20 protein-coding genes are annotated in these 17,695 nt (G+C 73.4%); 7 read left to right on the top strand and 13 right to left on the bottom strand.

All coding sequences use genetic code 11. The features are described 5' to 3' along the window. Position 1: 1 nt before the first annotated feature. Positions 2 to 457, bottom strand: a complete 456-nt coding sequence (locus tag AB0I49_RS11170; RefSeq protein WP_363226603.1) for a nuclear transport factor 2 family protein — start codon at positions 455 to 457, stop codon at positions 2 to 4. Positions 458 to 594: 137 nt separating this feature from the next. On the opposite strand from AB0I49_RS11170, the gene AB0I49_RS11165 reads away from it, so the two are divergent. Beyond that, positions 595 to 1,491 (top strand): LysR family transcriptional regulator, encoded by an 897-nt coding sequence (locus AB0I49_RS11165; protein WP_363226602.1) that lies wholly within the window; start codon positions 595 to 597, stop codon positions 1,489 to 1,491. 137 nt (positions 1,492 to 1,628) lie between these two features. Here AB0I49_RS11165 and AB0I49_RS11160 read toward each other — a convergent pair whose 3' ends face one another. After that, the gene (locus tag AB0I49_RS11160; RefSeq protein ID WP_363226601.1) at positions 1,629 to 2,330 is read right to left on the bottom strand and encodes an alpha/beta fold hydrolase; all 702 of its coding nucleotides are present in this window, start codon (positions 2,328 to 2,330) and stop codon (positions 1,629 to 1,631) included. 619 nt (positions 2,331 to 2,949) lie between these two features. Between AB0I49_RS11160 and AB0I49_RS11155 the strand changes: the two genes are divergently transcribed. From AB0I49_RS11155 to AB0I49_RS11140, 4 genes are all read left to right on the top strand, one after another. Next, a complete protein-coding gene (locus AB0I49_RS11155; RefSeq protein WP_363226600.1) occupies positions 2,950 to 3,771 on the top strand; it encodes a GNAT family N-acetyltransferase in 822 nt (273 codons plus the stop codon). Between the two features lie 170 nt (positions 3,772 to 3,941). Next, on the top strand, positions 3,942 to 5,231 hold the full coding sequence (locus AB0I49_RS11150; RefSeq protein WP_363226599.1) for an ATP-grasp domain-containing protein: 1,290 nt from the start codon (positions 3,942 to 3,944) through the stop codon (positions 5,229 to 5,231). Positions 5,232 to 5,328: 97 nt separating this feature from the next. Beyond that, positions 5,329 to 6,024 (top strand): HAD family hydrolase, encoded by a 696-nt coding sequence (locus AB0I49_RS11145; protein ID WP_363226598.1) that lies wholly within the window; start codon positions 5,329 to 5,331, stop codon positions 6,022 to 6,024. A gap of 256 nt (positions 6,025 to 6,280) precedes the next feature. Further along, positions 6,281 to 6,934: a helix-turn-helix domain-containing protein gene (locus AB0I49_RS11140; RefSeq protein ID WP_363226597.1), complete on the top strand. Its 654-nt coding sequence runs from the start codon at positions 6,281 to 6,283 to the stop codon at positions 6,932 to 6,934. Positions 6,935 to 7,004: 70 nt separating this feature from the next. Here AB0I49_RS11140 and AB0I49_RS11135 read toward each other — a convergent pair whose 3' ends face one another. Next, positions 7,005 to 7,397 carry a tetratricopeptide repeat protein gene (locus tag AB0I49_RS11135; protein ID WP_363226596.1) on the bottom strand — a complete coding sequence of 131 codons (393 nt, stop codon included), beginning with the start codon at positions 7,395 to 7,397 and terminating at the stop codon, positions 7,005 to 7,007. Between the two features lie 77 nt (positions 7,398 to 7,474). Beyond that, positions 7,475 to 8,314 carry a class I SAM-dependent methyltransferase gene (locus tag AB0I49_RS11130; RefSeq protein ID WP_363226595.1) on the bottom strand — a complete coding sequence of 280 codons (840 nt, stop codon included), beginning with the start codon at positions 8,312 to 8,314 and terminating at the stop codon, positions 7,475 to 7,477. 50 nt (positions 8,315 to 8,364) lie between these two features. On the opposite strand from AB0I49_RS11130, the gene AB0I49_RS11125 reads away from it, so the two are divergent. Beyond that, a complete protein-coding gene (locus AB0I49_RS11125; RefSeq protein WP_363226594.1) occupies positions 8,365 to 8,958 on the top strand; it encodes a TetR family transcriptional regulator in 594 nt (197 codons plus the stop codon). 58 nt (positions 8,959 to 9,016) lie between these two features. On the opposite strand, the gene AB0I49_RS11120 is transcribed toward AB0I49_RS11125, so the two are convergent. The 6 genes from AB0I49_RS11120 to AB0I49_RS11095 form a co-directional block, all read right to left on the bottom strand. Beyond that, complete coding sequence (locus AB0I49_RS11120) at positions 9,017 to 9,709, bottom strand: phosphatase PAP2 family protein (protein WP_363226593.1); 693 nt, start codon at positions 9,707 to 9,709, stop codon at positions 9,017 to 9,019. 108 nt (positions 9,710 to 9,817) lie between these two features. Then, on the bottom strand, positions 9,818 to 10,756 hold the full coding sequence (locus tag AB0I49_RS11115) for a M56 family metallopeptidase (RefSeq protein WP_363226592.1): 939 nt from the start codon (positions 10,754 to 10,756) through the stop codon (positions 9,818 to 9,820). Positions 10,757 to 10,890: 134 nt separating this feature from the next. Beyond that, the gene (locus tag AB0I49_RS11110) at positions 10,891 to 11,457 is read right to left on the bottom strand and encodes a DUF5134 domain-containing protein (RefSeq protein WP_363226591.1); all 567 of its coding nucleotides are present in this window, start codon (positions 11,455 to 11,457) and stop codon (positions 10,891 to 10,893) included. Positions 11,458 to 11,658: 201 nt separating this feature from the next. After that, a complete protein-coding gene (locus AB0I49_RS11105; RefSeq protein ID WP_363226590.1) occupies positions 11,659 to 12,861 on the bottom strand; it encodes a GDSL-type esterase/lipase family protein in 1,203 nt (400 codons plus the stop codon). 164 nt (positions 12,862 to 13,025) lie between these two features. After that, the gene (locus AB0I49_RS11100) at positions 13,026 to 13,595 is read right to left on the bottom strand and encodes a WHG domain-containing protein (protein WP_363226589.1); all 570 of its coding nucleotides are present in this window, start codon (positions 13,593 to 13,595) and stop codon (positions 13,026 to 13,028) included. 255 nt (positions 13,596 to 13,850) lie between these two features. Then, on the bottom strand, positions 13,851 to 14,237 hold the full coding sequence (locus AB0I49_RS11095; RefSeq protein WP_363226588.1) for a VOC family protein: 387 nt from the start codon (positions 14,235 to 14,237) through the stop codon (positions 13,851 to 13,853). A 117-nt stretch (positions 14,238 to 14,354) separates the two neighbouring features. Between AB0I49_RS11095 and AB0I49_RS11090 the strand changes: the two genes are divergently transcribed. Continuing rightward, complete coding sequence (locus AB0I49_RS11090) at positions 14,355 to 14,921, top strand: GNAT family N-acetyltransferase (RefSeq protein ID WP_363226587.1); 567 nt, start codon at positions 14,355 to 14,357, stop codon at positions 14,919 to 14,921. Positions 14,922 to 14,971: 50 nt separating this feature from the next. On the opposite strand, the gene AB0I49_RS11085 is transcribed toward AB0I49_RS11090, so the two are convergent. The 3 genes from AB0I49_RS11085 to AB0I49_RS11075 are packed head-to-tail and all read right to left on the bottom strand — an operon-like array spanning position 14,972 to position 17,537. Further along, positions 14,972 to 15,784 (bottom strand): amino acid ABC transporter ATP-binding protein, encoded by an 813-nt coding sequence (locus AB0I49_RS11085; protein WP_363226586.1) that lies wholly within the window; start codon positions 15,782 to 15,784, stop codon positions 14,972 to 14,974. Then, positions 15,781 to 16,662 carry an amino acid ABC transporter permease gene (locus AB0I49_RS11080; RefSeq protein WP_363226585.1) on the bottom strand — a complete coding sequence of 294 codons (882 nt, stop codon included), beginning with the start codon at positions 16,660 to 16,662 and terminating at the stop codon, positions 15,781 to 15,783. The genes AB0I49_RS11085 and AB0I49_RS11080 overlap by 4 nt, the downstream gene beginning before the upstream one ends. After that, positions 16,659 to 17,537: an ABC transporter substrate-binding protein gene (locus tag AB0I49_RS11075; protein ID WP_363226584.1), complete on the bottom strand. Its 879-nt coding sequence runs from the start codon at positions 17,535 to 17,537 to the stop codon at positions 16,659 to 16,661. Before AB0I49_RS11075 ends, AB0I49_RS11080 begins: the two co-directional genes overlap by 4 nt. Positions 17,538 to 17,695: the final 158 nt, after the last annotated feature.

The following is a 17,695-nucleotide window of genomic DNA, read 5'->3' as shown; positions in this document are numbered from 1 at the left end:
TTCAGACGAAGAAGGCGTTCATCCCGGTCACATCCGAAAGATAGGTCTCGATCGCGCTGATCCGGCCGTCGCGCAGGAAGCAGACCGTGGCCAGGTACTCGTCCAGCACCAGCCCGTCGCGGGAGGCGGTGTTGTGCAGGGAGAGCGCCAGGTTGTCGCGGCTGACCAGGACGCGTTCGAACGCGAAGTGCACGCCGTAGCCGGCGATGAGCCGGGCCCGTTCGATCACCGCGTCCGCGCCGCGGGCCGTGCCGGAGATCTTGTTGTCGCCGGGCAGCGTCCAGACGGCGTCCTCGGTGAGCAGGGAGCGGATCAGCTCCCAGTCGCCGGTGACGAGCCCGGTGTGGAAGCGCTCGGCGATACGGGCCTTCTCGGCGTCGCCCGGAACGGCGGCGGCCGGGGCGGCGGGAGCTGCGGAAGTGGTGGGTGTGGCGGGTGTGGTGGGCTGATCAGACATGCGGTTGTCCTTCGATGGTCGTGCGGTCGGTCGTGAGATCGATGCGGGCGCCCGTGGAAACCACCCTCCCCGGGGCGGCCGGAAAAGAGAAATGCCGCGATGAGCAGCACCTTATGCGTCTCCTGCATAATGTGATGATGAGCATGGACGAGCTGCGCTGGTTCCTCGCGGTGGCGGAGACCGAACACGTCACCGAGGCCGCCGCGCTGGCCGGCGTCTCGCAGCCCACCCTCTCCCGCGCGGTCGCCCGCCTGGAGCGGCGGCTCGGCGCCCCGCTGTTCGACCGGGACCGCAACCGGCTGCGGCTCAACGACTACGGCCGCGTCTACCGGCGGCACGCCCGGCGCGCGCTGGAGGAACTGGAGACGGCCGAGGACCGTATCGCCGCCCTGCGCGCCCCCGCCGAGGACGCCCTGCGGCTGGCGTTCGTGCACTCGCTCGGCGGCTGGCTGGTGCCCGAACTCCTCGCCGGTTACCAACGCGACTGGCCAGAAGCGCGGCTGACGCTGCATCAGGAATCCGCGGAGAACGTACGGGACCTGCTGCTGGAAGGCGCCGCGGAGCTGGCGCTCACCGGCCCGCGGCCGGCCGGCGGCCAGTGGGAGTGGCTTCCGCTGTACGAGGAGGAGCTGAAGCTCGTCGTACCGGTCGGGCACCGGCTCGCGGACCGCGCCTCGGCGCGCCTGACCGATCTGGCCGACGAGCGGCTGATCATCATGCGCCAGTCCACCGGGCTGCGGGAGATCACCTGCCAGATCTTCCACCGGGCGGGGGTGACGCCCTCGGTGGCCCTGGAGGCGGGCGAAGTCGCCACCATCGTGGGCCTGGTCGGCAGCGGACTCGGGGTGTCGGTCGTACCGGCCGGGGGAGGCGCCGCGCCGCCGAGGCCCGACGTACGGCTGGTCACCCTCGACGAGCCCGACGCCTTCCGCGGCGTCGGGCTGCTCTGGCGCCGGGACCGGCCCACGTCCCCCGCCGGCCGCCGCTTCCGCGACTTCGCGACGCGTTGGAGCGAGCGCCGGGGCGGCCGGTAGGCGACGGCGCCCACCGGGCCGCACGCTCGGCTTCGGCTTCGGCTTCGGCCTCGGCTGGACGGGGCGGGGAGGCGCGACGGCCGACCGCCTGCCCGCCCCGTGCCCGTACCCGTACGCTCCGCCCTGGTGCGAAAAGCTCAGCCTCTTTCCGCCAGCAGGAAATCCGAAACCGCATTCGTGAACTCTTCCGGCGCCGCATGGTGGACCAGATGGCCGACCGGGATGGTGACCACGCGGCCGCCCGGGAGCCGCCGGGCCAGTTCGGCGACGCCGTCCTGGGGCACATGGCTGTCGGGCCCGCCGCCCACCACCAGGGATTCGGCGGTGATACGCCCGAGGCGCCCCAGCCACTCGGGGTCGGGCGTGTCGATCTGCCGCCTGATGGCCGGAACCACCTCCCAGTCGAAGGCCAAGTCGCCGTCCGGCCTGGTCGGGGTGGTCGGCCGGCGGGGGAGCGGCAGCGGGACGTCCTCCAGGACCAGCCGGTTCACGCGCTGCGGATGCGAGGCCGCGAGCAGATAGGCCACAGCGCCGCCCATGGAGTGCCCGATCAGGTCGACGCGGTCGAGCCCCAGCGCGTCCAGGAACCGGACCACGTCGGTCCGCATGAGGTCGAGCGAGTACGTACCGGGCCAGTCGCTTCGGCCGTGTCCGCGCAGATCGGGGGCGTACACCCGCCGCTCGCGGGCGAAGGCGGGCGTGACGGCCGCCCAGTCGGCGGAACTCTCGCCGAGCGCGTGCAGCAGGACGAGCGGCGGCGCGTCCGGCGGCCCTGCCGCCCGGTAGGCCAGCCGGACTCCGCCCGCGTCGACCGCATCGACCGCGTGATGATCAATCATGCTCGGAGCGTAAGCAGCCGGAGCGCCGGGGCGGAACGCCGTTCACCACCGGCCGAACCGCCCTGCTGAACCGCCCCTCCGAACCACCCTCCTGAATCGCGCTGCTGAACCTCCCGGCCGAACTACGCCGCCGCCCCCCGCCGAACCTCCCCGTCGAACCGCTCTGCCGGTCCGTCGCCGGGACCCGCCTCGAACCACGACTTTCGGCCAATGACACGCGCCCGTGATCACGCCTGTCGCCCGACGATTCATCGCTCAACCACTGCTGTCCGCCGACGGCTACGGCCCGGAACGCGGCTGTCGTCGGAGGGTACGTCCCGGAATGCGGCTGTTCGCCGATGGCGTACGTCCGAATCGTGGCTGTCACTCAGCTTCTCCCGGCGCCTCCTGGCACCTCCCGACGTCTCCTGAAATCTCCCGAACTACCGCGCCGGGTCGGCTTCCTGAGCCTTCCATCGCACGGTCCAGCGTCGGGTTTCTGGTTTTCCAAGATCGTTTGAAGTGTGTGGCCTGTGAATGTGATGCTGGGCGCGGGCCTGCCCGAACCCCCGCCGAGCAGCGGATTCGGCAGCGCGGAGGATTCGGCGGCCCCGCACGGAACACGGAGTCAGGGAGCGGCGTGGAGCAGGACCTCGAACGCGCAGGACGGCGGCATGACGGAACGGAGGCGGTGAACGGTTCGCCGGACCGGGAGCCCCGTACGTCGCTGCGGTCCGCGGGCGGATCGACGCGCGTCAGCTTCCGCGCCGGGCGGTGGCGGGGAAGCCCCCGCGCCACCGCGGTACGGGTCGAGGCCGGGCCCCCCGCGGACGCCGCGGCTCTGCTGCTGCGGGAACTGCCCGGCTGGCTGGTGGTCACCGACGACAGCGTGGCCGCCCCGCTCGCCGAGGCGGGGGCCGACGTCCTGCGGCGGGCCCACCGCTACGGCTGGGACCTGTCCGTACGCCCTCCCGACCCGCGATGGGCGCACTCCGCCCTTCCCGCCCCGCTCGGCCTGCGCCCCGTCGCCGAGACGCCCGCGGACAGCCTGCGGGACCTGTGGCTGGCCGCGTACGCCTCCGGCCACCCCGACCGGGCGCGCTACGAGAACGCGGACGACGGGCTGGCGACTCTGACGAGCCTGTGGCGCGGTGAACTGCTGGGCCCGACGCTGCCCTTCAGCGCGGTGGCCGTGGACGACGAGGGCCCCGTCGCGGTGCTGGCCGTCCACGTCCTGGAACGGCCCTGGATCACCCAGATCTTCAGGGACCCCACGCCGCGCGGGCGCGGGCTGGGGTCCGCGATGCTGCGGTACGCGCTCACCTCGGCGGCCGAGTACGGGCTGTCCGACCTGGGGGCGACGGTGACCGCCGGAAACGTCCGGTCCAGCCGGATGTTCGAGCGCGTCGGCTTCCAACAGCTGCACGACAGCGTCGACTTGAGACTCCCCGCCGGCTCCTGAGCCCGGCCCACGCCCCGCCCGGCTGAGACCCGACCGGAGCCCCCCACCGCCACACCCCCCAACTGCCACGCCCTCCGGCCGCCCTCAGCCATGCCTCCGCCCCACCTCCCGGCGGGCCCTTCCCGGAGCCCGCCAGTCCCACCTGCCGATCCAACTGATGAGAGCCCCCCATGCCCCACCCGACCCTCGTCATCATCGACGGCCCCGGCGGCCCCACACCCGAGTGGTACCTGTCCCGGCTCTGCCCCGCGTACGACGTCCACGTCCTATGGCGGCCCGGCCCCGATCCCGCCGCCGTCGAACGGCGCGGGCGCACCTTCGACTCCTGGTGCGCGAACGTCCGCGTGCCCGCCGACGCCGACCTCACCGACTACACGGTGGAGTACGCGAGGCGGCACTCGGCGGACGGCATCGCGGCGTTCAGCGAGATCCCGGTGGTCGAGGCGCACACCGCCGCGGCGGAACTGGGCCTGCCGGGCAACCCGCACGCGTCGCTGCCCGCCCTGCGCAACAAGACACGGCAGCGGGCCGCGCTCCGGGCGGCGGGCGTGCCCGTACCCCGGTTCGCCGAGGTGCGCACGGCGCGGGAGTTCCACGAGGCCCGGCATGCGGTCGGGCTGCCCGCGGTGCTGAAGCCCGTCGTCGGAGCGGGCAGCATGGCCACCCACGCGGTGGACGCGGACGACGACCTGGACGAGATCTGGGCCCAGGCGTGCCACGCGTTCGTCAACGACCCGCGCGGCGGCGCGCGGCCCCTGTTCATCCTGGAACAGCGGCTCATCGGCTCGAAGTGGTACCCGGACGCCCGGTACGGCGACCACGTCAGCGTCGAGTCCGTCGTGCGGCGCGGGCGGACCACGCATCTCGCGGTGACCGACAAGTTCCCGCTGTCGCCGCCCTTCCGCGAGAACGGCGGCATGCTCCCCTCGGTGCTGCCGCCCGACCGGGTCCGCGAGATCGAGGCGTGCGCGACGGCCGCCGTCGAGGCCCTCGGCCTCACCGATTCCGCGGTCCACACCGAGTTCAAGCTCACCGCCGAGGGCCCGATGGTGATCGAGGTGAACTGCCGCATAGGCGGCGGCGCGGTCGAAATGCTGCACCACAGCGCCGGTTACGACTACGTGGCGGCCACCGCGGCCGTGGCGACGGGCGGGGACCTGCCCGCCGCCCCCGAACCGCGCCGCTACGCCGGCCGCCTGATACCGCAACCCCCCGACCGCCCCGTCGTCCTCTCCCGCGTGCCCTCCGCCTCCGAGGTGCTCGCGATCCCCGGCGTCCGCGAGGTCGTCCTCCCCCACGAGGTCGGCGCCCGCCTCTCCCCGGAGCGCGGCAGCACCAACTACCTCGCCGCCGCCATCGCCGTATCCGACCGCCCGGAACAGCTCCTCGACTGCTTCGACCTGCTGACCGCCCCGGGCCTGTTCGCCTTCCACTGCCCCGACGAACCGGCGGCCGGTTGACGGCGGCGGCGACGACGGCCCGCCGCCCGACAGGATTCCGCCAACGCCCCTGGCCCGGCTCGCCGTTGTCGCTGCCGGGCGGGGGAGACTGGGCGGCATGACCGTCAAAGGCGTCCTGTTCGATTTCTCCGGCACCCTCTTTCACGCCGAGCCCACACAGTCCTGGCTCCGCGCCGCCCTGCGCGACACCGGAACCCGCGTCGACGAGGAGGAGTCGGCACGGCTCGTACGGCTGCTGGACGAGGCGGGCGCGATGCCCGGCGGCCCCGCTCCGCGCGCCGTGCCCGCGCACCTGGCCGACGTATGGGCCAGGCGCGACGAGAGCGCGGCCCTGCACCGCGCCGCGTACACGGGGCTGGCGCGTGAAGTGCCGCTGCCGCGGCCCGAGTTGTACGAGGCGCTGTACGCCCGCCACATGGAGCCGGCCGCCTGGTCTCCGTACGAGGACGCGGCCGCCGTGCTGGCCGAGTTGCGGCACCGGGGCGTCCGTACCGCCGTGGTCAGCAACATCGGCTGGGACCTGCGTCCGGTGTTCCGCGCGCACGGGCTGGACGGCGGCGTCGACGCGTACGTCCTGTCGTACGAGCACGGCGTGCAGAAACCCCATCCGCGGCTCTTCCACGCGGCCTGCGACGCCCTCGGTCTCGCGCCCGGCGATACCCTCATGGTCGGCGACAACCCGTGCGCCGACGCGGGAGCGGGCGCGATCGGCTGCGCGGTGCACCTCGTGGACAACGCGCCGGTGGCCGAACGGCCCGACGCGCTCCGCCGCGTGCTCGACCTCATCGGATGACGCGCGCTCCGAGCGCACCGGCCGCGCCGCCGGGGCGACTTGGCCGCCGCCGGAGCCATTCGCGGGTGCGGTCGCGGACGTGGTCGCGGATACGAGCGCGGTTACGGGCGCACAGGGAAAGACCGCCGATTTCGGGCGATCCCCCGCGTCGCCCGAAATCGACGGAGATACCGGACTGCGCCTGCTCAGGAGGGCAGGCGGGCCGGATACCCTCTGAGTATATTGGCTCGGAGCCAGTCAACGCAGGAGTTACAGCATGTCCCCGCGCAGCGCGTCGGTCAATGAGGAGTTACGCCGCCGTTCCCGTGAACGTCTGTTGCAGGCGACGGTGGAGCTCGTCGGCGAACGGGGATACGAGGCGACCACGCTCGCGCACATCGCCGACCGGGCGGGCGCCGCGCGGGGCCTGGTGTCGTACTACTTCCCCGGCAAGCGGCAGCTCCTGCAGTCCGCGGTGCACCGGCTGATGCACCTGGAACTGGCGGCCGGGCTGGAGCGGGAGCCGCGGACCGAGGACGGCCGGGAGCTCCTCGCGCGGGCCATCGACGCCATCCTCGGCCTCGCGCGGGACCGGCCGCTGCTGATGCGTACGCACATGGCGGGCATCCTCCAGGCGGAAGGTTTCATCCAGTGCCCGGAGCAGCAGCGGCTCGCGGCGCTGCTGCACGGCACGGTGGTGAGTTACGGCTCGCCCGACCCGGACACCGACTACCGGCTGCTGCGCGCGCTGCTGATGGGCGCGGTGGTGGCGGTGCTGCTGCCGGGGGCGCCGATGCCCACGTCCCGGCTGCGGGCCGAACTCTTCCAGCGCTACGAACTCGACTGGGCGCTCGGCGTCCCGCCGGCCGACGCGCCGCCGAACTTCGCGCCCCCGGGCGCGGGGCTGCCGACGGTGTACGGGCAGGGGTAGGGCGGGGGAGCCGGGGCCGGGCGGGCCGGCCGGTTCCCCCGCGCCTGCCGCTGGCCGGGGCCGGGCGGCCTCAGTCCGTGGCGACGGTGTGCAGGACGCGGCGCGGCGCCGGGGCCTCCTCGCCGTTCATGGCGGCGGCGAGCCGCAGATGCGGTACCGCCTCGGCGGCCCGGCCGGCCCGCTCCAGGGTGCGGCCGAGCATCAGGTGCGCGTACGCCTCGACGGGGTCGCGCTCCAGGACGCGCCGCAGCTCGGACTCCGCCCGGCCCAGCTGGGCCGAGTGGAAGTACGCGCGGGCGAGCAGCAGCCGGGCCGCGAGGTGGCCGGGCTCCCGCTCGACGACCGGCGTCAGGATGCGGGCGGCTTCGGCGTAGTCCCTGGCCTCGATGTAGAGGTGGGCGCGCTCGTACTCCTCGGCGGGCGCGAGGGGGGTGGCCGGGGTGAAGGTCGGGAACTGCGTCATGGGTCGCTCCTTTCACCCGCCCCAACATGAGTGAAGCTTGAACTATTTCCGGTGGGGTGCCGACCGAAGGGGGCGACTCACGCGGCGTCGGTCCGCAGTGCCGTGGCCGCGACCGTGGTGTAGCACATGGTGAAGCTCCCTCCCGCCGCGTCCACGGCGGCGCCGACGCCGGACAGGACCTCCGCGAGCCGCGCGGCCGGGAGCGTGGTGTGGGCGCCGGTCGTGGGCAGCAGGTCCAGCCACTCGTCCCGCGTGTAGCTCCACTCCCAGTCGAACCGCCACTCCTCCGGATCGCCGTACGCGCCTGCCTCCCGCATCCCGTCGGCCGCCTTGGCGCCCAGCTCCGCGTAGGCATCGGCCGGTGAGGCCGCCCACTGGTGGGCCGCAAGCGAGCCGGGCAGCACGCGGCTGTAGACGTCGGCGAAGGTCTTCGCGAGTCCGGGCGGGGGCTGCCCCGCGTTCCAGAACACGGCGAGCCGCCCGCCCGGCCGCAGCGCCCGCGCCGCCTTGACCGCACCGGCGACCGGGTCCACCCAGTGCCACGCCTGCGCGGCGGCGACCGCGTCGAACGTCCGGCCCGCCGGGTCCCAGGTCTCGAACGTCGAGACCTCGACCGGGAGCCCGTGCCGCCGGGCGAGTTCGGCCATCCGCGCGTCGGCGTCGACGCCCAGGACCGCGCAGCCGGCCGCCGTGAACTGCTGGGCCGCTATGCCCGTACCGCAGCCGACGTCGAGAACGCCGGGGGCGGAGTCCGGGCCTGTGCGCACCTCGGCGATCCGGTCGATCAGCGCTTGGGGGTAGCGGGGGCGGGCCCGGTCGTAGCGTTCGGCGTCCGTACCGAACGACTCCGCCATTTCGCGGTGCTGATGGGGCTCCAGGGCGGATCGGGGCTGCTGCCCCGAAGATATGGTGGGCATGTGCCCACTATGAGTGGGCGATCGCCCACTCGTCAATGAGGAGCCGTACCGTGCCGACAGGCGTAGCCATCCATGACGCGCGCGAGCAACTGTTCGTCGCCGCCGAGCGCGTCCTGCTCCGGGACGGGCCGAGCGCGCTCACCAGCCGGGCGGTCACGACCGAGGCGGGCTGCGCCAAGGGCGTGCTGCACCGGCGCTTCGCCGACTTCGACGCGTTCCTCGCCGAGCTCGTCCTGGACCGCGTCGCCCGGATCGACGCCCGGACCGCCGCACTGCGCGGCCGGGCCGGGACCGGCTCCGTCGCGGACAACCTCACCGAGGCGCTCACGGACGTGTTCGAGTCGGTCGCCGTGGCGATCGTCGGCTTGGTCATCTCGCGGGACGGTCTCCGCGCCCGCCTCCGCCGGACCACCCCGACCGGCATCCCGGTGCTGATGGAGGCCGCGGCCATGATCGCCTCCTACCTCGCCGCCGAGCGCGACCTGCACCGCATCGCGGCAACCGCCGACATCGACACCCTCGCCCCCACGCTGATCGGCACAGGCCACCTGCTCTTCGCCGACCGCAAGGGCACGCCGCCGGAGGCTGCCGCCGTCCGCAGGGCCGTCGCGTCGGTGATCGCGGGGGTCGTACGGGAGCCGTAGGGACGAGCGGTCCGGGGTCCGCCCGCCCACTCGGCGCGTACGGCAACACCCCTCAGCCTTAACCGCCCCGCGCCCGCCGCCCCACAAGTCCGTACGCCCCCACCGCCCCCAGCAGCAGCACCGCCCCCAGCAGCGTGCCGCCGGTCACGTCCGACAGCCAGTGCACGCCCAAATAGACCCTGGTGAGGCTCACCCCGACGACGGACACCGCCGCTACGGCCACGGCGGCGCGGATCCATGCCCTCCGGGCGCCGTGCAGCACCAGCAGCCACACCAGCAACCCGCACACCACTGTCGCCGTGAGCGCGTGGCCGGAGGGGAACGCGGAGTACTTCGCCGAGTCCACCGGGTCCGGCCAGCGCGGGCGGTCCCGGCCGATCGCGAACTTCAGGCCCTGCTGGAGGGCCGTGCCCAGGACCGCCGTGCCCGCCGCCCACAGTACGAGCGGCAGTTCGCGTCGCCATGCGAGCCAGGCGGCCACCGCGACCAGCGCTGCCCTCATCGCGGTCGGCGACCACACCCAGTCGGTCAGCACGCGCGCGGTACGGGTGAGGCCGGGGTGGGTGACGGCCACGCGATGCAGGCCGTCGGCGACCCACCGGTCCAGCGACTCCAGCGGCCCCCACTCCGCCGCGACCAGCGTCAGGAGTACGGCGGACACGGCGGCCAGCAGCGCGCTCGCGCGCAGGCAGCGGACCGTGCAGCGGGCTCGCGGTGCGCCGGCGGCAGGCGGCGGAAGCGGAATCGGCATGCGCAGATCGTCGCCGATCGCGGGCTCGTCCGCTATCGCGGCACCGTCGCGAAGGCTCCGGCTTCGTCCGCTATCGCGGCACCGTTGCGAAGGCTCCGGCTTCCTCCGCTATCGCAGCGCGCTCAGTCCCGGCATGAACGCGACCAGCAGCGGTACGACCGGAACCAGCGCCGCCGCGGCCGTCAGCCGCAGCCGCCGACCCGCCGTCAGTCGCGGCGCGGCCGACAGCAGCCGGTGAACGCGCTGCGGAACCTGGGCCAATTGGCTCGGGCAGGGCCCGAACACGCCCCGCTCCTCGTTGAGTTGGACCAGCGCGAGCGCGATCGTCAGCCGTCCGAAGCGCCGCGAGGCGACGTCGTCGGCAGCCAACTCGACCAGCCGGTGCACCTGGTCGCGGAACCCGGCGAACACCGGCACCTGCGGAAATCCGGCCGCCAGCGCCGACGAGCAGTGCAGCAGCCAGTCGTGGCGGGCGCGCGCGTGCCCCTGCTCATGCGCGAGGACCGCGTCGAGCTGCGATCCCTTGAGCCGCCGCAGAGCCGCCGTCGTGATCACCAATTGGGCCGAGGCGCCGCCCGGCAGCCACCACGCGTCCGGCCGGTCGCCCTCCAGGACGACCAGGCGGTCCGCGCCGGCCTCTTCGCCGGGCAGCAGGGGGGAGCGTACGAGCAGTTCGGTGCGGCGCCGCCTGCGGCGGGCGCGCGCCCCGCGGATCTCGCGCGTCAGCATCGCGGCGGTCCAGACCGCGCCGCAGGCGAGGGCGACGGCCACCGGCGCGGCCCACGGCCCGTACGCCGTGAGCGCGTAAGCCTCCATCACCCCGCGCGGCGCGGGCGCGAAGACATTGCCGCGCACCGCGTCCGACGCCGCCGCGGCGCTCAGCGCCATCGCGAGGGTGCAGCAGAGCAGCACGGCCACCACCACGCACTGCCATACCCACAGGGCCAGCACGGGTTCGCGATCGGGCCAGTCGGAGCGGGTCAGCACGCGCGGCGCCATTGCCGCGACCAGTCCGCCGAGGACCAGCAGGGCGAGCGGGACCATCATGACCGTCAGCCTATGAGTGCGGGCGTACGCCGGGGTACGGTCCCGAGCGGGAAGTGACGTATGCCACTCGGGTGCACTCGGTCACCGTGCAGCGGCTCACGGCGACCGCGGAGGAAGGCCGGGGAAGGCGGGGCTCAGAGCGTGAGCAGCATCGCGAGCATGCCGATGCCCATCGACAGCCTGCACGCGTTGGTCAGTTCGGCCCGGCCCGGTATCGGCAGTTCACCGGCGGCGATGGCCACCGCCGGCACCAGATGCGCCATGGTCCGTACGACGTACACCGCGAAATAGACCATGAGCAGCCCCGTCAGCAGCGGCGTGCCCGCCGGTACGTGCGCGGCGCCGCCGTGTCCCGTGTGCCCGCCCCCGCCGCCGCCCGTCATCGACAGCGCCATATAGACCATCGCGAACGCGCCCACGGCGTGGTGCAGATGGTGCGCCTGCGCCGTCGTGCCCCGCGACAGCAGCAGCGCCCGCAGCCCGGCGGCCCCGAAGACCACGCCGAACAGCGGCGGCCCCCACGGCCGCTGGTCGAGCACCGCCGACGGCACCGCCATCACCGCCATGCCCAGCCCCATCAGAGCGTCCGCGCCCGTGGCCCGGCGCCGCTCCGCCGCGCCCCGTATCCGCAGCAGGCAGTACGCGCCCGTCAGCGCGCACAGCGTCACCAACAGCCAGCCGACCAGCGGTGGTCCATGCACGGCGCACCTCCCTGGGGACACTCATCACGGATGCCCGGAAGATGCCCGCCGCCGCGCGGACACAAGCAGCGCACGGGCGCAATGGGGGAGCGCGCCGACGGTGATCACCGTGCGCGGGGCACCCCGCCGCATGCCCGACCGGGCTCTCCCGCGGCTCCCGCGAGGCGGCAGGACCTCATCGGCCAGGGGCGGCGCGGCCGTTCAGGGCCGCTCGGCGGCGAACGGCCCCTCGGCGGCGAAGACCCGGGCCGCGAAGCGCTCGCCGATGCGGCGGTGCGCGGCGGCGTCCGGGTGGAGCTCGTCGGGCAGCGGCAGCTCGGCGAAGTCCGCCTCGCCGTAGAGGTCCCGGCCGTCGAGGTAGTACAGATTCGCGTCAGTGGCGGCCCGCTGCTTCACGATGCGGCTCAGTTCGTCCCGGGTGACGCCCAGCGTCAGCTTCCCGGCCGCCCGCTCGGCCGGGTCGCCGACCGCCCGGAACCGGATCTTCCCCTCGCTGATGTCGCTGAAGTCCGGGGCGCAGGGTCCGGGGGTGTCCTCGTGTATGGGGCACAGGATGGACGAGACGACCAGCAGCGGCGTGGTGGGGTGGCCCTCGCGGATGGTGTCGAGGAAGCCGTGCATCGCCGGGGCGAAGGCGCGCAGCCGCATCAGATCGGCGTTGACGATGTTGATGCCGAACTTGACGCTGATCAGGTCGGCCGGGGTGTCCCGCATCGAGCGCGCGGTGAACGGGTCGAGCAGGGCGCTGCCGCCGAACCCCATGTTGATCAGTTCCACGCCGCCGAGCGAGGCGGCCAGCGCGGGCCAGGTGGTGGTGGGGCTCGCGGCGTCGGAGCCGTGGCTGATCGAGCTGCCGTGGTGCAGCCACACCCGCCGGCCGTGGTCCGGGGCGGCCTCGACGGGGGCGTCGGTGCGCAGCGCGAGGAGTTCGGTGGCCTCGTTGTACGGCAGCCAGATCTCGATGTCCTTGACGGCGTCGGCGAGCCCGTCGAAGCGGAGGGAGCCGGACGGGCCGGACTGCTGCACGACGGTCCCGGCCGCCATGTCGACGGTCAGGGTGTCACCGCCCGGCACGCTGGCCTGACCGGCGGGAACGCCGTCGACGAGGAGGTCGTATAGGCCGTCCGGGCGGGGCGGCGCGCCCACGTACACCCGCTTGGTGCGCCGGGCCTCCAGCTCGATCGCGGTGGCCCGGGTGCGGAAGACCAGCCGTACGCCCGAGGGCTGGACCTCGGCCATGGCTAGCTGCCCGTCCGTGTTCTGGGCGCGGGCCCAGGCGGGCAGCCGGTGCGGCAGCACGCCGTGCTCGGTGCGCTCCAGGTCGAGGGCGCCGCGCAGGAGTTCCGCGGTGATGGGGGTGGTGATCCACTTGTGCTCGGTGCTCAGGGATCCGGCCTGACTCATGTTTCCCGCCTGTGGGTCGAGGTGTTCGGTCGCGGTGTGCGGAGTGTTGGGCTCCGCCGCCCGCTCGCCGCGCGGAATACGGCCTCCGGGCGGCACGGGCCCCGGCTCGCGAAGCCAGGTGGTACGGGCCCCGGCTCACGGAGCCGGGCGGTACGAGCTCCGGCTCACGCCGCGGGCCAGTTCCGCAGCAGGGCGTCGAGGGCGTCGAGGACGCGCGACCAGGACTCCTGCGAGTCGGGGGCGCTGTGGCTGAACCCGCCCGTCGCCTCCAGGCTCACGTAGCCGTGGAAGACGCTGCCCAGCAGCCGGACCGCGTGCGTCTGGTCCGGTTCCGCCAGGTCGTAGCCGCGCAGGATCGCCCGTGTCATCTGCGCGTGTCTGACGCCGGCGCTGGCGAGCGCGGTCTCGTGGTCGAGCTTCAGCTGGGCCGCCGTGTAGCGGCCGGGGTGCTCCCGGGCGTAGTCGCGGTAGACGTTCGCGAAGGCGGTGAGGGCGTCCTTGCTGGCCCGCCCGGCCAGGGCGGCGGCGCACCGGTCGGCCAGCTCCTCCAGAGCGAGCAGGGCGATCTTGGTCCTGAGGTCCTGGGAGTTCTTCAGGTGCGAGTACAGGCTCGCGACCTTGACGTCGAACTGCCGGGCGAGCGCCGAAACGGTCACCTGGTCGAAGCCGACCTCGTCGGCCAGTTCCGCGCCCGCCTGGGTCAGGCGCTCCGCGGTCAGTCCTATGCGTGCCATGCCGGTCCTCTCATTCGCCAGAAGCGATTATGTATTTGCCTAATAGGTTTAGGCAAATCGGCGTACCTCCTAGCGAAATCGCTGATGCGTCCTCGCTCCGGCCGTTCACCCGGATGGCCTAACGAAGGGTCCGACCAGGAGGAAACGGGCGGGGAGGCGGCCGGACGCCACGGCCGTACGGGCCCGTGGCACCGGACAGCGCGGAGGCGCCCCCGCACGGGGACGCCTCAGAATCGGCCGGCCGGACAGCACGCGTCAGGCGCGGAACCGCAGCGGATGGTCCGCCGGCACCTCCACCAGGACGATCCGCACGCCGTCGGGGTCGGAGATCCACATCTCCACGAGCCCCCAGGGCTCCCGCACGGGCGGCCGCAGGATCTCGACCCCGGCCCGTACGAGCTCCTCGTGCGCGGCCGCGACGTCCGCCACCTGGAGCCAGAGCCGCATGCCGGGCGCGGGCGGCTCGGGGGAGCGTCCGGAGAGTTCGAGGAAGCCGCCGCCGAGGAAGTAGACCGTGCCGCGCTCGGGGCCCGTACCGAACTCCCGGTAGACCGCCAGGCCCAGCGCCGTGCCGTAGAAGGCGCGGGAGCGGTCCGGATCGGTGGGGCGCAGAAGAGTCCTGCCGCTGAGTACGTGAACCATGCCGCGACCCTACGCACCGCCTCCGGGTTAGGCTCGTACGCCGCGAAAGATCGTACGGAGAGTACGGGGAGCGAAGCCCGTACGGAACGTACGGGCAGACGGAGAGGACGCCACCGCATGGACGCCGCACAGAGCCGCACCGCCGAAGCCGACCCGGCCGCCGCGCCGGCCTTCCGGACCGCCGTGACGGCCGATACGGCGGCCGTCGTGGAGCTGATCGAATCGGCGTACCGCGGGGACGCCAGCCGCGCCGGCTGGACCACGGAGGCGGACCTGCTGGACGGACAGCGCACCGACCCCGAGGGCGTCGCCGCCGTCCTGGCCGCGGAGCGCGGCCGGCTCCTGCTGGCCGAGCGGGACGGCGCGCTCGTCGCCTGCTGCCAGCTCGAACACCGCGGCGACCACGCCTACTTCGGCATGTTCGCGGTGCGCCCCGAGCGGCAGGGCGGGGGTCTCGGCAAGGCCGTCATGGCCGAGGCCGAGCGGTTCGCGCGCGAGGAGTGGGGCGCGAACGAGATGCACATGACCGTGATCCGGCAGCGCGACGACCTGATCGCCTGGTACGAGCGCCGCGGGTACGCGCGCACCGGCCGGATGACGCCCTTCCCGTACGGCGACGAGCGGTTCGGCATCCCACGCCGCGCCGACCTCGAATTCGAGCTGCTGATCAAGCCGCTGACCTGAACCGCGGCCGCCGGACCCGGTCCGCCCCGGCCCGAGCCGGGGCGCGGGCCCTACAGCCGGCCCGCCTCCACGATCCGCCGCAGGAAGCGCCGCGTGCGCTCCTGGTGCGGCGCGCCGAAGATCTCCCGCGGCGTCCCGCGCTCCAGCACCACCCCGCCGTCCAGGAAGCACACCTGGTCGGCGACCTCCCGCGCGAACCCCATCTCATGGGTGGCCAGCACCATCGTCATGCCGTCCTCCTTGAGATCGCGCACCACGCCGAGCACCTCGCCCACCAGCTCCGGATCGAGCGCGGCGGTGATCTCGTCGAGCAGCAGCAGCCGGGGGCGGACCGCCAACGCCCGTACGATCGCGACGCGTTGCTGCTGACCGCCGCTGAGCCGGTCCGGGTACTCGGCCGCCTTGTCGGCGAGTCCGAGCCGCTCCAGCAGTTCGCGCGCCCGCTCCCGCGCCTCCTCGCGGGGCACGCCGTGCACCCGGCGCGGGGCGAGCGTGATGTTCTCCAGCACGGTCATGTGCGGGAAGAGGTTGTACGCCTGGAAGACCACGCCGATCCGGCGGCGCACGGCGTCCGGGTCGACGCGCGGGTCGGTGATCTCCTCGCCGTCCAGGAAGATCGCGCCGTCGTCGATCTCCTCCAGCAGATTCGCGCAGCGCAGCAGCGTGGACTTGCCCGAGCCGGACGCGCCGATCAGCGCGGTCACGGTGTGCGAGGGCACCGCCAGATCCACGTCGCGCAGCACGAGGGACCGGCCGAAGCTCTTGCGCACCGCCTCCAGCCGCAGCACCGGCTCGGCCGGCCGGTCCGCCTCTCCGGCCGCGTGGTCCGGCTCGGCCGTCCGCGCCGGTCCCGGCTCGCTCATACGATTCCTCCCTGCGCCCGGCGGCGGTCCGTGCGCGCCGTGATCCAGTCCGTGAACCGCGTCATGGGGATCGTCAGCGCCACGAAGATCACCCCGGCGACCACATACGGCGTGTAGTTGAAGCTCTTGCCCGTGATGATCTGCGCCGCGTACACCGCGTCCACCGCGCCCGCGATGGAGACCAGCCCGGTGTCCTTCTGGAGCGACACCAGGTCGTTCAGGAGCGGCGGCACGACTCTCCGTACGGCCTGCGGCAGCACCACATAGCGCAGCGTCCGCCCGGCCGAGAGGCCCAGCGAGCGGGCGGCCGCGCGCTGGCTCGGATGCACGGACTCGATGCCCGCCCGGAAGACCTCCGCGACGTACGCGGAGTACGTCAGGGTGAGCGCCGCGCCGCCCAGCAGCACCGGGTCGGTGGTCACCCCCTGGAGCCGCAGCGCCGGGACGCCGAAGACCACCAGCAGCAGGCAGATGATCAGCGGCAGCCCGCGGAAGAAGTCGGTGTAGGCGGTGGCGAGCGCGCGCAGCGGGAAGAACACCGGGCCGCGCAGGGTGCGGGCGACGGCGAGCAGCAGGCCCAGGGCGAGGACGCACGCGCCGCAGACCACCAGCAGGCGGACGTTGAGCCAGAGCCCGTCGAGCACCTTGGGCAGCGCCTCGCGCGCGTAGTGGGCGGAGAAGAACGTGTCGCGGGTGCGCGGCCAGCCGGGCGAGCGCGTGATCACGAGGTAGAGCACCACGGCGGTCGCCAGCGAGCTGCCGGCCGCGATCGCCGTCGCCCGCCGGGTCCGGGTGCGGTGGAACCGCTCGCGCTCGAGCCGCCGGGCGGACGGTACGTACTCCTCGGCCCCGTCGGGTACGGCCTCCCGCGCGCTCACTTGAGCACCGGCGCGTCGACCGCCTCGGACAGCCACTTCTTCTCGATCCTCGCGAGCGTGCCGTCGCGGCGCAGCGCGTCCACGGCCCCGCTGACGCAGGGGGTCAGCCGGGAGCCCTTGTCCAGGACGAGCCCGAACCGCTCGGCCCTGCCGCCGGTGTTCTCGAACTGCCCGACGACCTCGGCGTCCTCCACCTCGCTGGAGGTGATGTAGAAGGCGGTCGGCAGGTCCACGACGATCGCGTCGACCTGGCCGTTCTTCAGCGCCGACTTGGCGAAGTCGCTCTTCTGGTAGACGGCCGGCCGCCGCTCGGGCCGGACGACGTCGGTGAGCACGTCCAGGCTGGTGGTGCCGACCTGCGCGCCGAGTTTCGCCTTGCGGAGGTCGGCCACGGTCTTCGCCTTCGCGGCGGGGGAGCCCTTGAGGGCGATGACGGCCTGGCGGACGTCGTAGTAGCCGGACGAGAAGTCGACGGCGTTCTTCCGCTCGTCGCTGATGGAGATCTGGTTGAGGTCGAAGTCGAATTTCTTCGCGCCCGGCGCGAAGGCGTTGTTGAAGGCCACCGTCTGCCACAGCACGTCGGAACGGCCGTACCCCAGCCGGTCGGCCACCGCGTACGCGACCGCCGACTCGAAGCCCTTGCCGCTCGCCGGATCGTCGTCCTGGAACCAGGGGGCGTAGGCGGGCTTGTCCGTTCCGACGGTCAGCTTGCCGGGCGTCTGCGTGGTCAACTTCCCTCGCGCACAGGTCTCCTTCGTCGTCGCGGAGGTTTTGGAGGCGTCGGCCTCGTCCTGCGGTGCGCAGCCGGTCACCGCCGCGAGCAGCAGGACGGCGGCGGTGGCGGCGAGTCGTACGTGCTGGTTGGCGACGGGCATGGCGGGAGACTCGCAGGCGGACCGGGGTCTGTCCAGATCATTTCGGCATCCGTCCGCATACCGGAATTTCATTGCGGGTTCATGAATTCCGCCCGTGTCCGCGGGGGTTCGGAGACGGCGGCCCCTGCGGTGCGGGCGGCGAGGGGCTGTGGCGCGGC

Source organism: Streptomyces sp. NPDC050617 (assembly GCF_040654795.1).
In the GTDB taxonomy this organism is placed as follows: Bacteria; Actinomycetota; Actinomycetes; order Streptomycetales; family Streptomycetaceae; genus Streptomyces.
This window is presented reverse-complemented; position numbering and strand designations above follow the sequence as displayed.